This is a genomic window from Paenibacillus baimaensis (assembly GCF_025567575.1).
Genome location: NZ_JAOQIO010000103.1, coordinates 169,156 through 192,487 on the forward strand (window position 1 = coordinate 169,156; position 23,332 = coordinate 192,487).

Consider the following 23,332-nt stretch of genomic DNA (forward strand, 5'->3'; position numbering starts at 1 on the left):
ATGGGCATTACCATTCAAGGCTTGAATAAGCGGTACGGTAAAAAGAGGGGGATTACTGACATCAACCTGCAGCTGCCTGTTGGAGGACTAACGGCCATCGTTGGGCCAAGCGGCTGTGGGAAAACGACGTTATTAAGGACGCTTGCCGGATTCTTATCGGCAGATGAGGGCCGTATTTTATTTGGCTCCCGAGATGTGACCCATACTACACCTCAGCAGAGGAAGGCGGCCATGGTTTTCCAGCATTATGCCCTTTGGCCGCATATGAGCGTGTTCGATAATGTCGCCTACGGTCTTAAGCTGCAAAAGGTAACCAAGCAGGATCGCGAAACCCGGGTGCGTGAGGTGCTGGAGAGGGTAGAGATCGATACGTCGGACGTGGCTGCCAGGTATCCGCAGCAATATTCCGGTGGACAGCAGCAGCGAATTGCTTTGGCCCGGGCTCTGGTCGTTCAGCCTGAGGTACTGTTGCTGGATGAACCGTTATCCAACCTAGATGCGAAGGTTCGTCAGAGGCTTCGGGTCGGCATACGGAGCATTCAGCAATCTTTTGGCATTACAGCGGTCTATGTCACTCATGACCAGGAAGAAGCCTTATCGATGGCGGACTACGTTATTGTGATGAACGAGGGTCGGGTAGAGCAAGCGGGTACACCGGAGGAGATTTACCGGCAGCCCTCAACTTATTTTACGGCTCAATTTCTAGGTGAAAGTCACACGCTTTCGCTGTATCATCAAGGCAGGGTGCAAAAAGTTGTCATTCGCTCTGGCGAAGCGAGGATTGAACCAATCGTTGATGCGGAGCAGCACGAACCCAAGGCACGGCAAGCCCAACAGGCAGGAGAAAGCAAGCAGCAGGTATGGGAACAGGATGAGTATTATGTAATGGAAGGCGTAATTTGCCATCATCTGTTTATGGGCTCCTATTACCGTTATATGGTAGAGATTGAAGGCCAACCGATATTTGTTGATGATGATGCTTTTCTTCAAGCAGGTCCTTGTTTCGTGAAGATCCCTCAAGTGAAGTCTTATTGGTTTGACTTATAGGGGTACTTCTAGCTGATGCATACCTTGTATTAGAGGAGGTTTGATATGTATGCGATTGAATGTGATGGGTGACTTGCATTATTGTTTCATGGAAAATGGTACTGTGGAAATGCTGGAGGCCAGAGATAAGGTATATGCGGACATACTCGAACATTTCGTACGAGAGGATGCACAGTTCCATATTTCCATAGGTGACCTAACGCATGAAGGAATGTCTGAAGAGTTTGACTATGTATTCAATCGGATTAACAACGCTGGACGCAGCCTTATCCATGTACTTGGCAACCATGACACTTATTTGCTGCCCAAAGCTGAGGTTGTGGCGATTACCAAGCAGCAGCGATACCATGCCATTGATAGTGAAGAGGCTCTGCTGCTGTTTCTGGACACGACGAAAGAAATGAACCGGGATGATTGGGGCGGAGAAATAGATACGGAACAGCTGGAGTGGCTGCAAGCCAAGCTCGAAGAGTCAGGAAATAAACCTGTGCTTGTGTTTGCTCACCATCCCGTATATGGCACAACTGCGCGATCAACCGAGGAGAAGATGTCGATTGATCCGCAAGTGAATATGATAGAGGTCCTGAATAAGAAACAAGGTCCCGGCTTCTATTTTTGTGGACATAACCATGTGAATTCGATCGTGCGGCAGGAGGGGTGGTATTTTATTCAGACCGCGGCCTGCCTGGATGTCCCTGCTTATCGGAGAGTTGAGCTTAATGAAAAAGAGATCCATATTGAGCTGATTACGATTGACCAGACCGATTTAGCCGATCATATTGGGCTTTTTATTACGAAGATACCTGGCTTGACTCCTGTGCTGGAGGCATATGGTGAAGAAGCGGACGGGTATCTACGCGTTGTATTCAGCGATAACTGATTTCCATGCAGGGTGTGCATTCAGAACCATAATAAAATGAGAAGACATGCAGCAATGCATGTTTTTTGCCAATTATACTATCAGAATTTCTAAGTTTTCAGCAGAGCTGAATATTCTGATATTGCAAGAAAAGCAACCTATTAGACACGAATGTATCTTCACCGAATAGACTTCGATCAGAAGCTTTTCTTAAGAGATAAGAATGTATAAGTTTTCAGCGAAGCTGAACGATTCTTATCTCGCAAGAAAAGCTACATATAAAACACGGATGTATCTTCACCGAATAGACTTCGATCAGAAGCTTTTCATATGTTTCAAGAAAACCTACCTCTGAACCGCGGTTGCTCATCTTTGAAAGGCCTCGATAGAGGTTTTCTTATAACATAAGAATTTCTAAGTTTTCAGCGGAGCTGAAGGATTCTTATGTTTCAAGAAAACCTACCTCTGAACCGCGGTCGCTCATCTTTGAAAGGCCTCGATAGAGGTTTTCTTATAAAATATATGCGATTATGTGGTTTCTACCATCTTGCTGCCACATTAGCCCTTTATATTGAAGTTGTAAGAAACAATTTCAAAAAAAGAGGAGCGAATTCAATGAAAAAATCAATGATTAGTATAGGACTCATCAGCTCACTGGCTCTGACGATTTTTTGTGGGGCCGTGGTAGTAGCCAAGGATAATGCCGATAATGCGTCTACACCACCACCGCCACCGCCTTCCGCTCATCACCAAGAAGGTGCTTCCCCTGCTAACAATGAGGCTCTGGAAGCCTATCAGCAGCAGTTGGCTGGCCAATCCGAAGCGATCCTGAAAACCGCAGCAGATTTGGCTATAAATACGGAAGGTTTGGAATTAAAGGACATCGTAAAAGCTATCGGCGACAAGGATCGTGATAAAGTCCATGAGCTTGGACTGACACCGCCTCCACGTCCCAAAGGTAAAGGTCACGCATCCAACAAACCAAATAATACACCGGCTGAGCCTGGTAAGGAGAAACCAGCCCCGCGACCAGAGCGTGGTGAAGCACCAGGAACACAGGGTCCAGCAGACCCGGCTGGCGGAAATAAGCCAGCTCCTGTAGTCGATGGCAGTAATCCTGAACAAACCGCGAATTCAGTCGTTATATCAGGGGGATTTAGTACAGATCCACAGGACAAAGGTAGACCGGTTGTGCTTATAGCTGCGGCTCTTGGGGTTCCAACAGAGGTGTTCAGAGAAGCATTCAGCGGCGTGACGCCTGCTGGATTGGATAGGGGTCCAACTGACGATGAAGCTCAACGAAATAAGGCAGCTCTGCTTAAAGTACTGGCTCCCTATGGGATTACCAATGAGCGATTGGATGAGGTATCCAACTATTATCGCTATAACGGTAGAAATGGCGGAACATGGCCAAAGACTCAAGCGACAGCAACGGTTAATGTAACAGACGGTGTTGTGACCGGTGTGACGATTACGAATCCGGGATCAGGCTATTCTTCAAATCCAACGATCACCGTAATGGGACCGAATGGTAAAATAACGGCAACCGCTACTTTATCGTACACCAAGGATTTCACAACAAATGGAAGTATTTCAGCTATCACCATTCAATAGTTGTGCAATAAGAAAGCTTGGATATGGAATAAGGTTCTTGCCATCATGGATGACATGAACCTTATTCCATAATGTCAATAAGCTGCGATTTATAGCTCTTGCAATCGGCCTTTTGTGTTAAAATATTCAAAGACAGAGTTGCTTCATGACTCTCACGGTAGAAGGAGTTTTGCTATGAAAACCATCATGATTGTGGAAGATGAGCCCGCCATTTCTCGGGTGCTGTCTGCTTATATAAAAAAGGCAGGTTATGATTGTGTCGTCTGCAGTCGGGGCGATGAGGCAGTCGAACAGCTTGGAACCGTTCAGCCTGTACTGATCTTACTGGATGTGATGCTGCCGGGAATGGACGGATGGGAGGTGCTTCGCGAGGTGCGAAGCCGTAACGCTTGTCCTGTCATTATGTTAACGGCCAGAGGTGACATAGGTGATCGCCTTGCCGGGTTGAACAGCGGAGCCGACGATTATATGACGAAGCCGTTTGAGCCGGAAGAAGTCGTAGCCAGAATCCACGCTGTGCTGCGCAGACCTTCACATGCCTTGATTGCAGAGGATCAGAAGCATTACGGCAGTCTGAGAATCCATTTCAAGTCGCGAACTGTCTATTTGAACGGAGTAAGCTTGTCACTGACGCCCAAGGACTTGGCGGTGCTGCTTTTTCTAGCGGAGCATCCGAACCAAATCTTTAGTCGTGAGCAGCTCATCGAACGAGTATGGGGGATGGACTACGAGGGGAGCGACCGCGCGGTGGATCACGCCATCAAACGTCTGCGACAGGCGCTGCTTCATATGTCTCCGGAAGAAGGTGAAATTCGGACACTGCGGGGAACGGGGTACCAGTTCTATGCCAACCAGACAACCTAAACGAAGCACGCTGCTCCGATACTGGACGCTGCGTTATGTTCTGACTTTATTTATCGGTTTGCTCATCATTGGAGTCGCATCGGTTTTGTGGCTTCAGCATGAAGCTCTGACCAGTCGATTGGACAATATCCAGAGCTTTTCACAACAGGCAGCGGATTATGTTACAAGCGATAACGGGCAAATTGTCATACCCGAGCAGTTCTATAAGTGGATTGATCTGAACCAAAGAAAATACAAGCTTCCCGGACAATTCGGTTTAACGGTATTCAACCAATCGGGCAGTGCATTGTTCTATAAATCTGCACCTCTCGATGCGGGACCACCCGCTCAAGAAGGCGGGAATCCGCCGCCCCCACCCCCCATGCCTAATACGGGGCAACCGGCTGCACCCTCAAACACCCCGAACAATATGCCAGGAGCTTCTGGAGCTGATCCGGCTTTTCCATCTCCACCGCCACTTGTAGACCGGGTCATTGTGAGCAATATCGGCAACCAATATACGATTGTTACCCCTATCTACAGATCGAATTCGGTTATTGGATCGATCGCCGTTTCTTATGCCAAGATAGAGCTAACCGATATTAGCCAGCAGTATGGATTGATCACCTCTCTGCTCCTCATATCAGGACTGCTCGGCTGGCTCATCCTTTATTTGCTGCTGCGTAAATTATCACAACCCATATATGCGGTTGTGAATGCATTTAAACAAATCCAATCGGGAAATTACACGTTGATGCTGCAGGACAACGTTAAGGAGCAGGAGATTCACGAGCTCCTGGTCTACTTTAATGCTATGGCTGCAAGGCTGGAGCAATTGGAGCATTTGCGCACAGAGCTGCTGGCCGGGGTAACTCATGAGCTGAGAACACCGGTTACCTCGATACGAGGTTTATTGCGTGCGATTCAAGATCAAGTCGTAACCGCAGACGAGGCGGATGAATTTCTCGATATTTCGCTAAAAGAAACGCAGCGCTTGGAACGGATGGTATCGGACTTGCTGGATTTCAATGCTTTTGCATCCGGTCATGTACGTAATCAATCGGAAGCCATCGATCTGGGCAAGCTGTTGGGAGAAATCGTATATCAATGGAGCCTGATCCACCAAGAAGACGATCTGGAAATACGGTTCGATATACCCAATCGTGAGCTGATTTCCCGTGGTGATGCCGGACGTATTCAACAAATTATTGTTAATCTGCTAAATAACAGCTGGCAAGCAGCCAAAGGGCATTGTATCATTTCGGTCTCCTTACAGGAATATTCGAGCGCGATGTATGAGGTTCAGGTAGCGGATAACGGTTCTGGCATACCGGCCGACGAGCAAGTCAACATTTATGAACGATACTACCGAGGATCTAACAAAAAGCTTGCAGTGCGCGGTTTGGGCCTAGGGCTTACGATAAGTCAGATGCTGGCGACTGCGATGGACGGTAAGCTGATCCTCAAGGACAGCTCATCGCAGGGAACGACGTTTCAGCTCTTGCTTCCTCGGGCTTCGGAATAAATAAGGGGCCGTCTCCAGATTGTTCTGAAGACGGCCCCTGCAATATAAGTAAGAGTTCAAAATGTCGCCTTTCAGCACCGAGAATGTTGCAAGAAGGTGAAGAAGGAGGAGCAGAGTTTAGGCAAACCTAAATGAGCACCGCACTTCGATCCTGAATGCAAGATTCGATGCCGAGTAGGCTTCCAGTGAGACCTCGTGATCAAAGGGGACTTTTTGAACTACCTCTATAAGTGTTATTTGAGATGATTCAGGATTCTAAATATGATGGCAGCCACCTCTGCCCTTGTTGCTTTGCCGTTAGGATTAATCATATTGTCGCTGCCTTCGATAATCCCTGCTTTTACAAGCGAAGCGATACTCTCGACCGCGTAATCGGCAATACTTGAAGCATCTGTAAAAGCTTGCAAATCGTTGATCGTTCCTTTTGCAATTACATGTTGAGTCGTGTTTAAAGCTCTTGCAATAAGTACCATCAAATCTTGTCTGCTAATAGCCTCACTCGGAAGATATTTATTGTCGCCAACCCCGTTTGTAATCCCGAGAGCTTTCGATATCCCCAGTGCTTCATAGAAATAATCGTCTTTTTTGACATCATCAAAGTTGGAGGTAAACGCTGCTTTTAAACCCAATGCTCTTACCAGCATCGTCAAGATATCGGCCCTCGAAATGTTTTTGCCTGGATCGAAGGTTTGATCCGAGGTTCCATTCACAATACCTTTGCTCGCTAGAGCTTGGATAGCTTCTTGCGCCCATGAATAGCCGGTCAAATCTTTGAAAATAGGCTGTTGGTTTGCTGTTGGATCAGGCTGCTTGGTTTCATCTGCTGGGGTATCCGTTGGCGTTGTTACAACAGTGGTTCCGCTCGGACTGCTGCTACTGCCACTACTGCCACTGCTGCTGTTGCTGCGATACCGCACGGTTACAACAGCTGTGCCCGCTGCCAGACTACCATCCTGTGCCGCGGCTGTAATAATGGCATTTCCTCTGTTAACGGCTGTCACAGTTCCGTCGTCGCTAACCGTAGCGACAGTGGCATCGCTGGTGCTCCAGATTAAGGCTTTAGAGCTTGTATCGTCAGGAGATACGGTAGCCTTCAAGACAGCTGTTTGGCCTGCAAGTAGGTTAAGCTCACTTGGGTCCAAGGAGACTTTTGCTGCCGCGATTTTAACTTCTACGGCAGTTGTTGCCTTGATGCTGCCATCCAGTGTCTGTACCGTAATAACGGCGGATCCTTTGCCTACAGCCGTTACGATTCCATCGCTAACCGTTGCGACATTGGCATCGCTTGTATTCCAGATCAAAGATGTAGAGCTTGAATCGCCAGGAGATACGGTAGCCTTCAATACAGCTGACTGTCCAGCAAATAAGCTGATTTCACTTGGGTCTAAGGAAATTTGTACTGCCGCGATTTTAACTTCTACGATAGCGGTTGCCTTTATAGCGCCATCAACTGTTTGTACCGTAATAATGGCATTTCCTTTGTTCACGGCTGTCACAGTTCCGTCGTTAACCGTAGCGACATTGGGATCACTGGTACTCCATACCAAGGTTTTGGAGCTTGTGTCGTCAGGAGATACGGTAGCCTTCAAGACAGCTGTCTGTCCAGCAAATAAGCTGAGTTCGCTCGGGTCCAAGTTGATGGTTGCTGCGGCAATCTTAACTTCTACGGTAGCTGTTGCCTTCAAGCCGCCATCCAGTGTTTGCGCTGTAATAACAGCCGTCCCTTTGCCTGAAGCCGTTACGATTCCATTACTGACTGTAGCGACATTAGCATCGCTGGTACTCCACAGTACGGTTTTGTTACTTGCGTTGTTTGGAGATACGGTAGCCTTAACTATGGCAGATTGGCCTTTCACCAAGCTAATCGTATTGTTATCCAATGACACGCCAGTTGCTGCGACGGCTGAGCTATCATTGTAGAAATACGCTTTTAGTGAAGGTTTAAAGACGGGCAGCATCTCACTTGTAATTCCTGCAGGTAAGCGGGTTTCATCTACCGTGCCATTTAAATTATTACTAATATACGTGTTTAACTTATAATTCGTTTTTACTGCATTCAGGTCCCAATTAACAGGCAGGTCTACATAAGGCAATGTGGCATTCGCTGCACCTTTCTCGTAAGTCAGGTAAGCTTTAATAGTGGAAGGCAGAATAGCCTTGATCGCACTATCCGAAGCGGTATTGATGTTGAATGAGGCAGGGACGGCAATGTCACGGTCGATGCTCTCATACTCGCGAACAAGCTTGTTAGCCGGATTTGTCCAATCGCCTTGCTTAATCCAGTCCTCGGTCAATCTGGAGAACACAATATTTTTGTAAGAAGCTAAGGATTCTCCTGAAGCGTTACGATCATCTCCCGTAAAAAAACGGCTAAACGTAACGAGGATATCTCCATTCTTACCTTGTGTCACCGCAGGATAATGATAGCTTCCTAAATTCGCTCTCGTATCGATAACCAGATGTCTTCTGTATTTCCAGGTTTTACCTTCATCATCGGATAGCGCTACAGCCAATGTGTTTCTGGTTGATTCCGTATCCACATGGACAAACACCCAATTGCCGTTTTTCAGCTGAAGCAAATCGTGGCCAACGCCTGGGTCCTGCAGCTCGGCGACATCTTTGGCAATGGTCCAAGTAAACCCGCCATCCTTGGATTCCGCATACAATACTCGATAAGGTCGCGGACCATTATCTCTCATATAGGCTACCAAGGTTCCGTCCTTTCTTTGGGCCATCGTAGCCTGAATGTTGGCGACGCCTACAATGGGCTCGCTAAATTCCCAGTGAATAGAATTGTCCTCCAGCGGTTGAGCGGGATTATATTCCGTGATCGCCATGATGCTGGTCTCCATGGTATCGGAGTATAACGGCAAGATCATACGCACCTTGCCTCCATCAAGTGGAATCACATAAGGCTTATCCTTGGTTTGCCAGCCAATACGGCGAGCGAGAGGATATCCTGAGCGGCCTTTCCAGATCGAATCGGCCACGGTCGGAGCATATAAATATTTGTTCGGGTCCCCACCAGACAATTGCATCACTTCTGTTACAAGCGCATCGAACTCGGCACCCTTCACCCTTTGACTTACACCAGCTCCGCCTTGTTCAATGGGCTTAAAAATGTATGCTTTTTGCTCTTCAAATTTTGCCTTTAGCGTGTTGACGAACCCTTTTTGCAATCGGGGACTGATATAATCGTCGGGGCTATTCGGATTAACCACATCCCCAATATTCATCCCTATTTTTACATTAATCACTTCGGAAAAAGTCCATACCGGCTTCTTGTTACCGATTTGATCATACTCATAACTTCCTTTTTCGGCATACGCATATCGGGTTTGTGAGGTCGACCATTTGCCTGCGAGCACAGGGTACCAAAAGAACCACAGTCGTTCTCCGGAATCCATATAAACAACAGGATTAATATCAGCTATCCCTTGTGCATCTTCCACGACAAACGGAGTTTTCCACGTTTTCCCACCATCTAATGATCGGGCTCCCATAATTCTTGTCGTTGTCGCATCCCGCTCACCGTTGCCTTGAAACCATACCGAAAGCAGCTCTCCATTGGGCAGTTCCACAATACTGGAGCCATGAACATGATCGCCGGTATCGCCACTATCTTTCACGGGATCGAAAATGTTGGTAACCACATCTTCAACCTTCAGAACGCCGGCATTAGCCGCATATACGGGAATACTTGTTACAGCTAGCATGAAACATACAACAAGTAGTGAAAGCAGCGTAATTCTTCTATTCATTATCATTACCCCTTTGAAATTAACTTCACAGAAATGGGTCATAAGGTCCCAACGGATACGAGACATTTATAGATAGTTCCATATTTTCTGCTTACAACGGTAATCAGTGCCGTGCCTGTTTTCTTGGCGATTACGTTACCTGCGCTGTCTATTGTTGCAACAGAGGTATCATCTGAGCTCCATGTCACTCCACCATCTGTTTTAACATCGCCATCCACAGTTAAAGTAAAGGTCAACTGCTTGGAATTACCGACTACGGGAAGGTTCAGCTTATTATTGATGACAGGCTGTTGCGCCCCATAGGTAGCATTGATGACGGAACCAAACAATTTCTCGATCTCAGGGGCTTCTGTTCTTGCGAAACCCATAACCTCAAACTTCGGAGAAGACGAGCTCAGTGAGTAGGTCATTAATGCATTGCCCAATTTATCGACTAATACTCCCGGATATTGGTAGGTTTCATTAGTCGTAGGGTCAGATTCCATCAGGATGGACTTCCAGCTCTGTCCTTCATCCTTGGACAGCAGCAAGCTGTAGGTGCTTCTATGACCGCTTTGCTGAGCATCCCGCTTCGTTTCTTGATTGGTAGCTGCCAGCCAGTCACCATTCGGAAGCTTGGCCACTTCGAAGCCTCCATCGTTTTTCAGATATGGATCTACAACAGGCACTCCCCAGGTAGCTCCACCGTCTTTAGATTCTGAATAAGTAGTATGCCAGGCAAGCCGCCCGTTTTTGCCATCCAGCTTACCGCTTCTAAAATAGGCGCGAATATGATCATTTTTTAACTGAATCAACGATCCTTGAATGGTACCTGACCCCACGATAGCATCGCTTATTTGCCAGGTTTCTCCGCGATTATCCGTGTACACAACAACGGAATTGGACAAAGAATCGGAATATAACGGGAGTATCAATCGGGTTTTATTATTGTATTGAATTTCAATAGGCTTGTTTTTGGTTTCCCAGCCAAGTCTGCTGTAGGTCGGATTCCAGGGGCTAATATCATTATCTGCACCGGAAGCGCGCTCAATCGATTTTTGGATAATAGGGGGCTCGTATTTGGAATAGGTTGCACCCGATACTGTATAAATCCCATTTTGCAGCGAGTTAATAATTTCTTGGGTTCTTCCTGTGTACACATCATCATAAGGCTTATTCGTCTGCAAATATTGAATATATTGCTCATATTTCCGTTTCATGGAGACGACAAAGCTGTCGGTCACATACCGTTTATCACTTGAGTTAAACCACGAGGTAACCTCGACATATTTGGATGGATCCAGGTATGTAGCTGCTGTAACTTGGCTCGGACTTAATGATTTGATTTCTGAGCCTTTGACCCTGTAAGTCCACTGCCCGTTTGAATAGGAGCCTTTTCCTGACATGGCATCCCCAACATTCATATAAATCGTCTGTGGATAATGCCACTTGGGATTTCCTCCCGAGCGGTTCGTATACTCATAGCTGCCAATATCGGCATACATATATTTAGGCTGTGCAGATACCCATTGACCATTGAGCACGACGTTATAAAATAGCCATAGTCTTGACTGCTGGTCCACATAGACGACAGGATTAATATCAGGAAAATCGTGAGTATCATACACATCAAAAGGAGGCGTCCAGGTCTTCCCACCATCTTTGGACCTCGCTCCCATGATCTTGGTGGTATCACCGTCTCTTTCACCGTCGCCACTAAAAAAAACCATAAACAAGGTACCATCATGCAGCTCTACAATGGAGGAACCATGGTTATGTTCGGTTGCAATGGGGCTGGAAGCTGGGAAAATTTGCGTTCTGGTGATCCCTTGCAGGGGATCGGTTGGAGCAGCAGATGCAATAGCGGACATCATCAGGCTGAAAGTCATCATAAAACATAGCATGAGAACAAAACGCTGTTTACATTTCATTGTGCTGAACTTCCTTTCATTCAAAGGTTTACTTAATTCAATATGAACTGGACCATGCCGTGGACAAGCTGTTCCCAACCCCCTTCAATTCCCATTTTAATTCCGAGAGGCTATTGCGACGGCGTATTCTTAATAAGCCCTGAAATCAACGGGATTCCGTTCCATTCAAAGCTTCTATTAAGTAAAAATCAGGTTCAGCAGATGTTGCTAATACGATTAGCTAATACGTTTTTTCAATAGATTTATTCTATTTTAAAAGCGCTTTCATGTCAATTCATTTTGCTCGATTTGATTCGACAAACTCTAACAATATAACTGATTTTTACTTGTTTATACACGTATTATGTTGAAGTTACTTACGACCTATATAGGGTTGTATCGTTGGTCCTGGATGGAACTTCCAGATATGACTATTTGAACTCGCAGGTCCTATATTCAGCTCGATTTGGATCAAGTAAATTAGAGGAGGAGATGTAAACTCGATAAAAATAAAATTGTGCGAAAACGTTTGAAGGTTAATCTCATTTTTTGTCGAAGATTATAACAAGGGTTAAAATTATGCAGGATATGAATTTGTGATCATTATAGGAGTGGAGCCCCATGCAAATAGCTGTTGTGACTGGAGGAGGACGCGGAATTGGTGCGGCCATTACCGAGAAGCTGGCGTCAGAAAACTTTTTTGTCATTTTAATTGTCAACAAAAGTTTGGACCCGGCCAGAACCATCGTGGACAACATCCGCTCTAATGGGGGACAGGCTGAGATTATACAATGTGATGTTTCTAACGGCCATGATATTAAACAGACTATGGCTGCGATTCAGGATCAATGGGGGACCCCCTCCATCCTTGTTAATAATGCGGGAGTAGGCGGACCCTACCATGCAATTGATCAAGTCAGTGAAGAAGAATGGGATTGGATTATGAACACCAATGTCAAAAGCATGTTTTTATTTTCCAAATATGTGCTGCCCCAGATGAAGGAGCAAGGATACGGAAGGATCATTAACTTATCATCGATCTTCGGTGTATGGGGTGGTGCCAATTCAGCCGTCTATTCTACCAGCAAACACGCCATTCTGGGCCTGACTAAATCGATAGCGGCTGAGTGGGGACCTTATGGAATTACTTGCAATGCCATTAGCCCGGGATATGTAAAAACGGAAATGGGCATTCAGGAGGAACAGGTGACAGATCATCTGGCTCGTGTACTGGAAAGGTCACCCGTGAAAGCAATAGTCGGTACGAAGGATATCGCCGATATGGTTAATTACTTAGCCGGACCGTCCGGATCGATGATCAATGGTGCATCCTTTGTTATTGATGGGGGACTATCAGCTCATGCAGGCATTTAATACTAAAGGAGATTTTCATGAAAACAAAAATTGCATTGGTAACGGGTGGATTACGAGGTATTGGCGAAGCCATTAGTACAGACTTAGCCCAAAATGGATTTATTACATATACAGCAAGCCGCGGAGGCGGTGTACCAACCAGTGACAATCGGTTTCATCTGGAGATGGATTTGCAAGAAGAGGAATCGATTAGCGAAGCCTTTAAGTTCATCGAAGAAAAACACGGCTCACTCGATGTGCTTGTCAACAATGCTGGAGTCATGATCAATAAACCTTTTACTGAATTTGAGAAAAATGATTGGGAGCAAGTTTATCAAACGAACGTCTTTGGACCGATTTCTTGCTTACAGAAATCATTTCCATTAATGAAGGAAGGCGGAGGGAGAATTATCAATATCTCGTCCATTATGACAAAAAGCCCTCTCCCGAATACGTCCCTCTATACCTCGTCTAAACATGCTCTTAATGGATTAGGGGAATCACTTGGAGAAGAATGGTTCAAGGATCGGGTGATGACGACAAATTTGATTTTGGGAGCTACCTATACCGATTTATGGAAAAACGTTGAAGGTTTTTCACAAGCAGATATGCTGAGTACCGAGGATGTCGCGCGTATGGTTGCTTTTATTGCGAATACACCTTTACATATCCGAATCGACAGAATAGAAATGACCCCGCCTAAAGGCGTACTATAATACCCCGAGTTTAAACGATTCTTTGATGAGGTGGGACACATACATGATTTATTTAAGTAGAAAGTTGCATTTCTCCGCTGCTCACTTCTATCGCGTCTCGACTTGGAGTGAAGAGGAAAATCAAAGAGTTTTTGGATTATGCAGCCATCAAAATGGTCATGGTCATAATTATGTTTTGGAAGTCATGATTAGAGGCAGCCTTGATACCAAGTCTGGTATAGTTGTCAATATAACCGATATTGATACCGTTACTAAAAAACTTATAGAAGAAGAGTTTGATGGTAAATTTCTAAATCATGAGCATCCCTATTTCCAAAAGCATGTGCCGACAACGGAAAAAATCGTTGAATATTTATGGTATGCACTCGTAGATAAATTTCCGGATTGTGAATTATATAAATTGGTTTTACATGAAAATCATTATTTATCAGCTGAGAAGGGGTTGGACTCCATGGTGTCTATGACTAGAAAATATCATTTTTGTGCTGCACATCGCCTTCATAGTGATTTGTTAAGTGATGAAGAAAATAAACGCATCTTTGGCAAATGCAATAATTTATATGGTCATGGTCACAATTATTATCTTGACGTAACCGTTAAGGGTGAACCTGATGCACATACAGGGATGGTTATGAACCTTTCAGATTTGGATAACGTTGTAAACGATGTCATTATTCAAAAGTTTGACCATAAGCATCTTAATTTGGATGTAGAAGAGCTTAAAGATATGAATCCAACTTCCGATGTATTAGTTATGGTGATTAATGAATTATTATCCGGGCAGCTTCCTAACTTGTACAAGGTAGGATTATGGGAGACAGAGAAAAATTACTTTGAATGCTTCACGCATGAGATTTAATTGTTAAATCGGATGATTTGGGGAGATGGATTTGACACTAAAAAAGAAGCTGGCAGGTATATTTATCATTGTCGTGAGCGTCATAATGATTTTGAACAATTTATTTCACTTCATCTCTACAAGAGAAAATTTGCAAAAGGACCAAGAGATGCAGATGGATCAGCTGGCCAAACAAATCGGCATATCCATCGAGCAAGCTCAATTTGGATCTCAGTATGTTGAAGATCTGATCGGTGATCAATTGCGTGTAGCTTCTTTAGCCGCGCAGAATGCGCTTAATCCGGACATTGATCAGGTAACGAATGAGGATCTAAAGGTACTTTCCGAAAAAATAGGTGTTTCTTACATTACCCTACTAAAGCAGGAAGGGGATGATATTAAGGGCGTACGCTCCTCTGATCCTAAAGAACGTAATTTAAGCACCAAGGAATGGGGGTATTGGTTTGATGCCTTCAAGGAACTGTTTGCTACCAAGAATGTAACGGTTTCCCAAGGACAGAAGCTTCCCAATTATTGGTCAGGTCCTGTTAATATATCTGCCTCCAATCCGGATCATGTAGATAAATGGGGGTATTATTACGATGGAACCACCAATTATATCATCAGTCCCTATATGAGGGTTACGGAGATATTAAATGTCTCACAAATTCTTGGGCCGGAATCGACCTTGGAAAAAATCATGAGCAACAATAAGGCCATTTTGGAAATTACGGGTTTTAATCCTAAAGCCTTTGGCCAACCTCCCGTATATACAGAAGTAAACGGGCAAAAGTATATTGATTTGGTCAATAGAGATATACAATTTGGCAAATATACGTTTAAGAATCAGACGGATGTCCAAACGGTCAAGACGGCTTTTGAAACAGGCAAAATGCAAAATGTCATCTCGGTCATTAACGGGAAAAAAGTGTTCAAGACCTTTGTACCGATCGCCACACCACTTGCAAGTCCTTACATCGTTGGGATTGTAACCGACTATCGGGTCATCGAGGACATTCTCGATAAAGAAATAATAGACAATATTATCATTTCTCTATTCGTGCTGTTTTCCGTATCCATTATCGGTTATCTTTTGGCGAGTTACATTGTCAAACCGATCAATCGCATTCTTCACAAGGTGAATGAAGTTGCGGAAGGGAATTTTGATGCAAGAATTGCCATAGATCGACATGATGAATTGGGTTTATTATCAGAGCGTGTTAATACGATGTCGATGAATCTTCAGACCAATACTCAAGAACTGGTTAATAAAAATAAAGAAATTGAATTCCATGCGAACTACGATTTCTTGACGGGTTTACCGAACCTTCGTTTATTTAGTGAGACGTTCCAGAAAAGGATTGAATCTGCTGCCAAACACGATTCATCGATCGCCGTATTATTTATCGATCTGGATCGATTTAAATGGATTAATGATACGTACGGCCATTCTGTAGGGGATTACTTTCTGAAGGAAACTTCCAAGCGAATTACCCATACGCTAAAGGCTAATGAACTGGGCTCCCGCATAGGGGGAGATGAATTTATTTTGCTTTTACTGGGCTACAGTCAGGAGACGATTGCAGAGAAGGCTGAACAGATTTCAACTTTGCTTTCCCAACCGCTGCTTTACGAAGGCCAGGAAATATCGGTTACGCCTAGTATTGGAATTAGCTTATTCCCTGAGAATGGGGATAGTGTGGAAACCTTAGTTAAGCATGCTGATATCGCTATGTACCGAGCCAAGGAACAAGGACGCAATAATTATCAGTTTTATGCATGTGAAATGGAAGACGCCATAGTCAGAAGAGCCGTGTTGGAGAACGGTATTAGAAAGGCTCTGGAACGTAATGAGTTTATACTGTATTATCAGCCGCAAATTGATTTGGAAACCAAGAAAATCGTTGGGCTAGAGGCGCTGGTCAGATGGATTCATCCCGAGCACGGTCTTATTTCTCCTGTCGAATTTATTCCTATTGCTGAAGAAACAGGATTAATTGTGCCCATTGGAGAATGGATTCTACAGACTGCCTGCGAACAAGCCAAACTTTGGCAAGTTCAGGGTTTTCCTAAATTAAGGATATCCGTTAATTTGTCAGCTCGACAAGTCCAGCAAAAAAATCTGGTGGAAAAGATCAGCAGCATCCTTCAAACGTCAGAACTGGAGCCCGAGCTGCTTGAACTGGAAATTACAGAAAGCATAGCCATGTACAACGAGGAGTATGTGATTAATAAGCTGCTTTCCTTGAAAAAGATAGGAATAAAAATAGCCATAGATGATTTTGGAACCGGCTATTCGTCCCTGAACTATTTAAATAAATTTCCGATTGATACCTTGAAGATAGACAGGTCGTTTGTCAATCAAATAAAAAACACAACGGATAATCAGGAGATTATTACAACCATCATTGTCATGGCGAGGAACCTGAAGTTGAAGGTAATTGCAGAGGGTGTAGAAACCGTCGAGCAATTACGTTTCCTCGAAGAGCAGCAGTGCAATGAGGTCCAAGGTTTCTACTTTAGCAAGCCACTAACCGTTGAAGGCATACAAGCTTTACTTAAACAACCTACATGGGAGGAAAATAATTAAACGATGTCTGGCATTTATCTGCCATGCGAAGCCTTCTTTCTGCGTATTTCTGTTGAAATGCGCAATAGAAGGTTCTTTATTTATCAAGCAAGCTTATGCTTACGAAGTCAATATGGCTTCGCAAACCGTATAGGAGGAAGGTTATTATGCATGTCGTCCCAAAAGAGCTATCTCCTGAGCGGGTCTTATTCCGGGGAGATAATCTGTACATCATGGAACAATTAGTAAAGGATGGCTACAAAGGCAAGTTTGATTTAATTTATTTCGATGGACCCTTTAACTCTGGAATGATCTTCTCCATGCCGAATGATAAGCTTGGGGTCAACTTAATTAATCCATGGGACGAATTAGCAGGTGTGCGTCATTATTTGGATTCACAATTATTTATGAAGGATTATTTAAAACGAATCCAATTAGCGAGGGAATTGCTCAGCGAAACCGGTTTGTTTGTACTGCAAATTTACCAAAAAGAAGGTCATTACGTAAAAGTGATGCTGGATCAAGAGTTTGGCCGGCACAATTTCCTTGCTGAGATTATCTGGAAAATGGAGAATAACCCAAGACCTTTCCATTCACAGTTTGGCTTGTCCCATGAATGCCTGTTTGTTTATAGTCAAACGAATAACTATTTGAAAAAAGATGGACTTCTTGTGCCATCGGTGTGGGACGATATCGGCATTTACGAAACATTGGGTGATGAAAATACGTTCTACCCTTCGCAAAAGCCGGAAAAGCTCATGGAAAGAATTATTGAGATGTCGACGGAAGAACGGGCATTAATTGGTGATTTTTATTGTGGGAGTGGATCTTTTTTAATTGCCGCTGAGAAGCTGAACCGAAGATGGATAGCCAGCGATAACAGTCAGCTCGCCATCAAGGTAACGAAGGAAAGATTAGCTGGAATCGGAATTGCTGTTGAGGAGCATCTTGTGGTGGATCATTTTGATAATAGCTTAGTCCATAGCGATACCTACAATAAACAGTCCAATATCCCATTTTCCTTATTTGAACTCAAGGAATTACATACGGCTATAGGCGATAAGGTTAAGAACATCAATGCCATCAAATTTTCCAGCGATATCGATTTGTTCACGGACGCATCAATAACTTTCAATTATACGATGCCGCTTATTGATGATAAAGGTATCAGTGAACAAGAGGTTGTACTTGTGCCGCGGCCAAAGCCAAGACTAGGAAATGACGGTATTTACCTTGACGTACAAGATCCGTATAGGTGGATTCTGTACCAAATTCAACATGTTGAATTCGATAAAAATACAAATCAATATTTGTTTGATTGGGACGCCTTGCAATTGAGAATTCAACAATTGATTGATTCCATCGGTAACCAATGGATTGATGAAATTCAGCACGGTGCTGAGTATACGATTATCAAGGATGTTTTTGGAAATTACTACAGCATATAAGCAGTATGAATGCGTGCATTAGCAACGATCCCCTTGACCATGATACGATTAGCTTAGTGTGATTTGTAGAATCAAAAGGAGGTCAAGCATGGTGTCAAATCCGGACGAAAAGAAATTACATACGTTTCAAGATTGGCTGACATGGGACGGAACGTGGGAGTTAATTAATGGCAAAGCCTATAATATGTCTCCGACCCCGACTCCGCTGCATCAATTTATTGTTGGAGAGCTTCATTTTGCTCTACGGACGTTCTTTCAGAATCGGAGTTGCTATGTGTTTGTAGCTCCATTTGATGTTTTTTTCAGTGAACACGAAGATTACCAATTACCCGATCAAGTGACTCAACCCGATCTTTCGGTTGTTTGCTCCAAGGAGCAAATATCCAAGAAAGGTTGTCAGGGTGCGCCGACCTTGATCATCGAAGTGCTATCACCATCCACCGCATTGAAGGACTTTAATGAGAAGTTTAACCTATATCAGAAATATGGTGTACAAGAATATTGGATTATCGATCCTGGAAATCAAACGGTTCATGTGTACACGTTGCAGGATGGAAGTTACGCGATACGTAATTTGTATGCAGAGCAGGATACCATCCATTCTTTAGTTTTTAAAGATTTGCAAGTACCCATGAACAGGCTATTCAGTTTGGAATAATTTGCTTATTAGGAGGGCTCACAGCTGTGGCTGAGCAATCTCATTATCTAAAGGATCTGAAGGATTAAATCCTCAGATCCTTTTTGTACAGGTCAGGTATTCCTTATACTTTTTCATTGGAAAGGTTAAGAGTTTCCAGCAGCTTGAAGAATAAGCTGAGTAAAATCGTTACTATGGTAGCCAGAGCCATACCTTTGAGCTCGAATTGTCCCCATTTCAGAGTCGCACCGCTAAGTCCGATAACGAGCACTACTGTTGTTAGTATGAGGTTAATCGGCTTGGAATAGTCGACCTTTGTTTCTACCAGCATCCGGATCCCCGAAGCAGCGATAACTCCAAATAGCAGCAGTGAAACGCCACCCATTACGGGTGTAGGAATGGTCTGGATTAATGCCGAGATTTTACCGACGAAGGACAGGACTATGGCCAGTACCGCAGCCCCTCCGATAACCCAAACAGAATATACACGACTGATCGCCATAACGCCGATATTTTCGCCATAAGTTGTATTAGGCGTAGAGCCTACCAGGGAGGATAACATCGTAGAAACACCGTTTCCAAGTAATGATTTACTGAGGCCGGGGTCCTTGGATAAATCTTTGCCAACCATGTTTCCGGTTACGATCAAGTGCCCAATATGCTCCGCGATAACGACCAGAGCTGCAGGAGCGATAATCAGGATGCTGGCTAAGTCGAACGTTGGGCTGTAGAAGGTAGGGAGCTTGAACCAATCAGCAGCCGCTACTATTTCCCTGATATGTACCAATCCAAGCACCGCAGCAAGCGCATATCCGGCGATAATGGCAATCAATATCGGAATGACCCTAAAGATGCCGCGGAATAAGACTGAACCCACAGTTCCTACTGCAAAAGTGAAAATCGATACCGTCACGGTGGTCCCGTCCGGTGTCCAGGCAGCAGGGGCATCGCTTGGCGCGATAAAACCAGCCATTCCGGCAGCTGTTGGAACCAGCTCCAGTCCGATAACGGCTACAATGGCACCCATGGCTGCAGGCGGAAACATTACGTCAATCCATCGAGTCCCGACAGCACGGATGAGTAAAGCAACGATAGTAAAAATTAAACCGACAACCAGAAACCCGCCTAATGCCGAGCTATAGCCTTTAGAGCCCAATACAACAAAGACTGGGGACAGGAAGGCGAAGCTTGAGCCCAGGAAGGCAGGAATTTTTCCTTTGGTCATATAAATGTAAAGCAAAGTCCCTATCCCGTTCATCAACAGGATGGTGGCTGGGTCGACCTTAAACAGAATAGGTACGAGCACAGTGGAGCCAAACATAGCAAATAAATGCTGCAAACTTAGCGGAATGCTTTCGCCGAGCGGCGGGCGTTCATCAACTTGAATGATGCGTGACACAGTTTGACCTCCTTTTATTTAACTTCCCGAACGATATTTTAACATATTTCGATTTGCAGGATACTCTTTTTTTCTACTATTTTCCCTATATATTCGGCAATAAAGCAATGGGAAATATTTCTTTGCGGATTGGAAAAGCCAAAAAACATTAGCTAAAATACGCTAATGTTTTTTGCTCTACGTAAGTTTCGTCAATTTAGACATACTTATTTGGCTGCAATATTTGATTTATCTTACAAAAATTTTCTGTTGTGCTTCTTCCCGTCATAGCTGAACAGTACAGGCTTTGCCTCGACAATCGACTCCAGATGTACGGTTTTCCCCCATAGCTGTTGAATGTAAGGCATCGTTCTTTCCACATACTTCAGATCCAGCTCCATGCCCTCGTAAGCATGCTTTAAGTATAGCTCCCCGTTGCGGTCATAATTTCCATCCTCGACTACGATGTAGGGGAAGCCGCCGTTAACACGGGAATAAATCAACTGATCGCGGATGCTTTCCCACGATTTATCGGTTATTTTCCACTCCGGCCCCTTTTTCTCGAAGACGTACAGATCGAGCTCATCGACCAGCTTCTTGGTCATGTAGTTGCGGACGAACGAAATATCCGAGTCATATTCGCGGACATCGAACATTTTTTGCCGACCTTCGCCACCCTTGCGGCCCAGACGATCACGTTCCTCCTGTGTGGGCTGATCCCATCGTTTCTCGATATCCTCGAACATTTTCAAGCCTAAATAATATGGATTCAAGCTGTGCTGTGAAGGAACCACGACGGATGAATTCAGCTTCGCGTATTCAATGGTTTCTTCTACGCCAAGATCCAGCTCCCGCAAAATCCGCTGATGCCAATACGAAGCCCAGCCTTCGTTCATGATCTTCGTTTCCAGCTGCGGCCAGAAGTACAACATTTCATCTCGAAGCATGGTCATGATGTCGCGCTGCCATGGAGCCATGTACGGGGCATGCTCTTCGATAAACAACACAAGGTCCTTTTCAGGAGCGAGTGGGAACTTGGGCAGCTCTGTGTTCCGCGCTTCTTTCTCCTTGAGAGGCTGATCCAAATTCCACAAATCCTCATAGCCCAGCTTGCGATCGCGATTGTCCGGATCGGAGGATTGCTCCATGTTCTTGCCGCCGCCGTATCGCCCTGCCTCATAGGGCTTGGAAATAATCGGGTCGACATGCTCCTGAATAGCGAGCACGGCATCGATAAAACGCTCAACCTCATCAGTTCCGTATTCGACCTCATACTGGCGGATACGCTCAGCGGTTGCAGACATGCTTTCGACCATGTTGCGGTTGGTTTTGGAGAAGCGCATATTGTTTTTGAAAAAATCGCAGTGGGCCAGTACGTGCGCCACAATCAGCTTGTTCTGAATTAAAGAATTGCCATCCAGCAGGAAGGCATAACAAGGATCGGAATTAATGACCAGCTCATAGATTTTACTGAGTCCAAAATCGTACTGCATCTTCATCTTGTTAAAGGTTTTTCCAAAGCTCCAATGGCTAAAGCGGGTCGGCATACCATAAGCGCCAAAGGTGTAGATGATGTCCGCGGGACAAATTTCATAGCGCATCGGGTAGAAATCCAATCCGAATCCAGTGGCAATCTCCGTAATTTCAGCAATAGCCGTCCGAAGATCCTGCATATCGGTACCATTCATTGCACAGCCCTCCCGGCGGAGGCATTAGGGAAAAAGGTGCGCAGCGCTTTATATACCTCATTTTTCTCTTTGATTACATAATGGACAAACTTCGGATTATGAATATTGCGATAGGCAGACATCAGCGTACTGCTGCGATTATATTGATTGACCTCCCCATAGCCGAACAGATTGCATCGTGCTACCAGCTCGCCGATCAATCTTACGCAGCGGTCGTTGTCCGAGGTCAGATTGTCGCCATCCGAGAAGTGGAACGGATATATATTGTAACGGGAAGGTGGGTATCTACGATCGATCATATCCATCGCCAGCTGATAAGCAGATGAGCAAATGGTTCCGCCGCTCTCACCTTTGGTGAAAAATTCCTCTTCAGTTACCTCCTTGGCTTCGGTATGATGAGCAATAAATACAATCTCTACATGCTCATATTTAGTGCGCAAAAAGCGCGTCATCCAAAAAAAGAAGCTGCGCGCCATATATTTTTCAAAGGAGCCCATAGAACCGGACGTATCCATCATCGCGATAATCAGCGCGTTCGATTGCGGTGTCACCTTTTCGTCCCACGTTTTAAAGCGAAGATCGTCGGGATTGATATGGTGAATGCCAGGGTCGCCCGCTGTCGCATTACGCCGCAAATTTTCCAGGATGGTCCGCTTCTTGTCGATATTGGACATGATCCCTTTTTTGCGGATATCGTTAAAAATCACTTCCTTGGAGGTGAGCACATCCTTTTCCTTCTGTTGTAGATTGGGAAGCTCCAGTTCATCAAAGAGCATTGATTGTAATTCTTCCATCTCAACTTCCGCATCATAATAGTCATCCCCAGGCTGATCGCCAGCACCTTCACCCTTGCCGGGTCCTTTCGCAGGAGTCGGGTCCACACCTAAGACGTCTCCGACCTGACTATCTCCATCTCCCTGACCGACATGCTTGCTCTTGTTGTAGTTATAACGAAGGCGATACTCGTCGAGACTGCGAATGGGTACTTTGATGATTTGCTTGCCATCGGACATAATGATGCTCTCATCGCTAACCAGGTCAGGCAGGTTCTGCTTGATGGCTTCACGTACTTTTTGTTGATGGCGGGTTTGATCCTGATAGCCTTTGCGATGCAGGGACCAATCCTCGCGGGATACAGTAAACAAGGGCTCTGTCATGACGGACACC

The 23,332-nt window shown here is 44.9% G+C and carries 16 protein-coding genes; 11 read left to right on the forward strand and 5 right to left on the reverse strand.

Annotated features, from left to right (window positions below):
* The 5 genes from OB236_RS30125 to OB236_RS30145 all read left to right on the forward strand — a co-directional run bounded on the left by OB236_RS30125 (position 1) and on the right by OB236_RS30145 (position 5,888).
* On the forward strand, positions 1-1,047 hold the full coding sequence (locus OB236_RS30125) for an ABC transporter ATP-binding protein (protein ID WP_262687251.1): 1,047 nt from the start codon (positions 1-3) through the stop codon (positions 1,045-1,047).
* 49 nt (positions 1,048-1,096) lie between these two features.
* Positions 1,097-1,927 carry a metallophosphoesterase family protein gene (locus OB236_RS30130; RefSeq protein ID WP_262687252.1) on the forward strand — a complete coding sequence of 277 codons (831 nt, stop codon included), beginning with the start codon at positions 1,097-1,099 and terminating at the stop codon, positions 1,925-1,927.
* A gap of 594 nt (positions 1,928-2,521) precedes the next feature.
* The gene (locus tag OB236_RS30135; RefSeq protein ID WP_262687254.1) at positions 2,522-3,520 is read left to right on the forward strand and encodes a hypothetical protein; all 999 of its coding nucleotides are present in this window, start codon (positions 2,522-2,524) and stop codon (positions 3,518-3,520) included.
* 174 nt (positions 3,521-3,694) lie between these two features.
* A complete protein-coding gene (locus OB236_RS30140) occupies positions 3,695-4,384 on the forward strand; it encodes a response regulator transcription factor (protein WP_262687255.1) in 690 nt (229 codons plus the stop codon).
* On the forward strand, positions 4,365-5,888 hold the full coding sequence (locus tag OB236_RS30145) for a sensor histidine kinase (RefSeq protein WP_262687256.1): 1,524 nt from the start codon (positions 4,365-4,367) through the stop codon (positions 5,886-5,888). Before OB236_RS30140 ends, OB236_RS30145 begins: the two co-directional genes overlap by 20 nt.
* Positions 5,889-6,121: 233 nt before the next feature.
* Here OB236_RS30145 and OB236_RS30150 read toward each other — a convergent pair whose 3' ends face one another.
* Together OB236_RS30150 and OB236_RS30155 are read right to left on the reverse strand one after the other, a co-directional pair.
* On the reverse strand, positions 6,122-9,649 hold the full coding sequence (locus OB236_RS30150; protein WP_262687257.1) for an Ig-like domain-containing protein: 3,528 nt from the start codon (positions 9,647-9,649) through the stop codon (positions 6,122-6,124).
* A gap of 38 nt (positions 9,650-9,687) precedes the next feature.
* A complete protein-coding gene (locus tag OB236_RS30155) occupies positions 9,688-11,559 on the reverse strand; it encodes an exo-alpha-sialidase (RefSeq protein ID WP_262687258.1) in 1,872 nt (623 codons plus the stop codon).
* 600 nt (positions 11,560-12,159) lie between these two features.
* Here OB236_RS30155 and OB236_RS30160 point away from each other — a divergent pair.
* From OB236_RS30160 to OB236_RS30185, 6 genes are all read left to right on the forward strand, one after another.
* A complete protein-coding gene (locus OB236_RS30160; RefSeq protein ID WP_262687259.1) occupies positions 12,160-12,912 on the forward strand; it encodes an SDR family NAD(P)-dependent oxidoreductase in 753 nt (250 codons plus the stop codon).
* A gap of 17 nt (positions 12,913-12,929) precedes the next feature.
* Positions 12,930-13,607, forward strand: a complete 678-nt coding sequence (locus OB236_RS30165) for an SDR family oxidoreductase (RefSeq protein ID WP_262687260.1) — start codon at positions 12,930-12,932, stop codon at positions 13,605-13,607.
* A 43-nt stretch (positions 13,608-13,650) separates the two neighbouring features.
* Positions 13,651-14,466: a 6-carboxytetrahydropterin synthase gene (locus OB236_RS30170; RefSeq protein WP_262687261.1), complete on the forward strand. Its 816-nt coding sequence runs from the start codon at positions 13,651-13,653 to the stop codon at positions 14,464-14,466.
* Between the two features lie 31 nt (positions 14,467-14,497).
* Positions 14,498-17,035, forward strand: coding sequence for a putative bifunctional diguanylate cyclase/phosphodiesterase (locus tag OB236_RS30175; RefSeq protein WP_262687262.1), 2,538 nt, complete (start codon positions 14,498-14,500; stop codon positions 17,033-17,035).
* 146 nt (positions 17,036-17,181) lie between these two features.
* Positions 17,182-18,462 (forward strand): DNA methyltransferase, encoded by a 1,281-nt coding sequence (locus OB236_RS30180; RefSeq protein ID WP_262687264.1) that lies wholly within the window; start codon positions 17,182-17,184, stop codon positions 18,460-18,462.
* Between the two features lie 88 nt (positions 18,463-18,550).
* Positions 18,551-19,120: a Uma2 family endonuclease gene (locus OB236_RS30185; protein WP_262687265.1), complete on the forward strand. Its 570-nt coding sequence runs from the start codon at positions 18,551-18,553 to the stop codon at positions 19,118-19,120.
* Positions 19,121-19,223: 103 nt separating this feature from the next.
* On the opposite strand, the gene uraA is transcribed toward OB236_RS30185, so the two are convergent.
* From uraA to yhbH, 3 genes are all read right to left on the reverse strand, one after another.
* Positions 19,224-20,498 carry a uracil permease gene (gene uraA / locus OB236_RS30190; RefSeq protein ID WP_262687266.1) on the reverse strand — a complete coding sequence of 425 codons (1,275 nt, stop codon included), beginning with the start codon at positions 20,496-20,498 and terminating at the stop codon, positions 19,224-19,226.
* Between the two features lie 233 nt (positions 20,499-20,731).
* Entirely contained in the window at positions 20,732-22,165 is a 1,434-nt protein-coding gene (locus tag OB236_RS30195; protein WP_262687267.1) for a SpoVR family protein, read from the reverse strand.
* Positions 22,162-23,322 carry a sporulation protein YhbH gene (gene yhbH, locus OB236_RS30200; RefSeq protein WP_076234467.1) on the reverse strand — a complete coding sequence of 387 codons (1,161 nt, stop codon included), beginning with the start codon at positions 23,320-23,322 and terminating at the stop codon, positions 22,162-22,164. The genes OB236_RS30195 and yhbH overlap by 4 nt, the downstream gene beginning before the upstream one ends.
* Positions 23,323-23,332 lie beyond the last annotated feature (10 nt).

Bases quoted from the DNA above. Each gene is read 5' to 3' on its own strand.
- OB236_RS30155 (WP_262687258.1), bottom strand. From the start codon at position 11,559: ATGAAATGTAAACAGCGTTTTGTTCTCATGCTATGTTTTATGATGACT.
- OB236_RS30135 (WP_262687254.1), top strand. From the start codon at position 2,522: ATGAAAAAATCAATGATTAGTATAGGACTCATCAGCTCACTGGCTCTG.
- OB236_RS30185 (WP_262687265.1), top strand. From the start codon at position 18,551: ATGGTGTCAAATCCGGACGAAAAGAAATTACATACGTTTCAAGATTGG.
- OB236_RS30160 (WP_262687259.1), top strand. From the start codon at position 12,160: ATGCAAATAGCTGTTGTGACTGGAGGAGGACGCGGAATTGGTGCGGCC.
- yhbH (WP_076234467.1), bottom strand. From the start codon at position 23,322: ATGACAGAGCCCTTGTTTACTGTATCCCGCGAGGATTGGTCCCTGCAT.
- OB236_RS30170 (WP_262687261.1), top strand. From the start codon at position 13,651: ATGATTTATTTAAGTAGAAAGTTGCATTTCTCCGCTGCTCACTTCTAT.
- OB236_RS30140 (WP_262687255.1), top strand. From the start codon at position 3,695: ATGAAAACCATCATGATTGTGGAAGATGAGCCCGCCATTTCTCGGGTG.
- OB236_RS30150 (WP_262687257.1), bottom strand. From the start codon at position 9,649: ATGAATAGAAGAATTACGCTGCTTTCACTACTTGTTGTATGTTTCATG.
- OB236_RS30195 (WP_262687267.1), bottom strand. From the start codon at position 22,165: ATGAATGGTACCGATATGCAGGATCTTCGGACGGCTATTGCTGAAATT.
- OB236_RS30125 (WP_262687251.1), top strand. From the start codon at position 1: ATGGGCATTACCATTCAAGGCTTGAATAAGCGGTACGGTAAAAAGAGG.
- OB236_RS30180 (WP_262687264.1), top strand. From the start codon at position 17,182: ATGCATGTCGTCCCAAAAGAGCTATCTCCTGAGCGGGTCTTATTCCGG.
- OB236_RS30130 (WP_262687252.1), top strand. From the start codon at position 1,097: ATGCGATTGAATGTGATGGGTGACTTGCATTATTGTTTCATGGAAAAT.
- OB236_RS30165 (WP_262687260.1), top strand. From the start codon at position 12,930: ATGAAAACAAAAATTGCATTGGTAACGGGTGGATTACGAGGTATTGGC.
- OB236_RS30145 (WP_262687256.1), top strand. From the start codon at position 4,365: ATGCCAACCAGACAACCTAAACGAAGCACGCTGCTCCGATACTGGACG.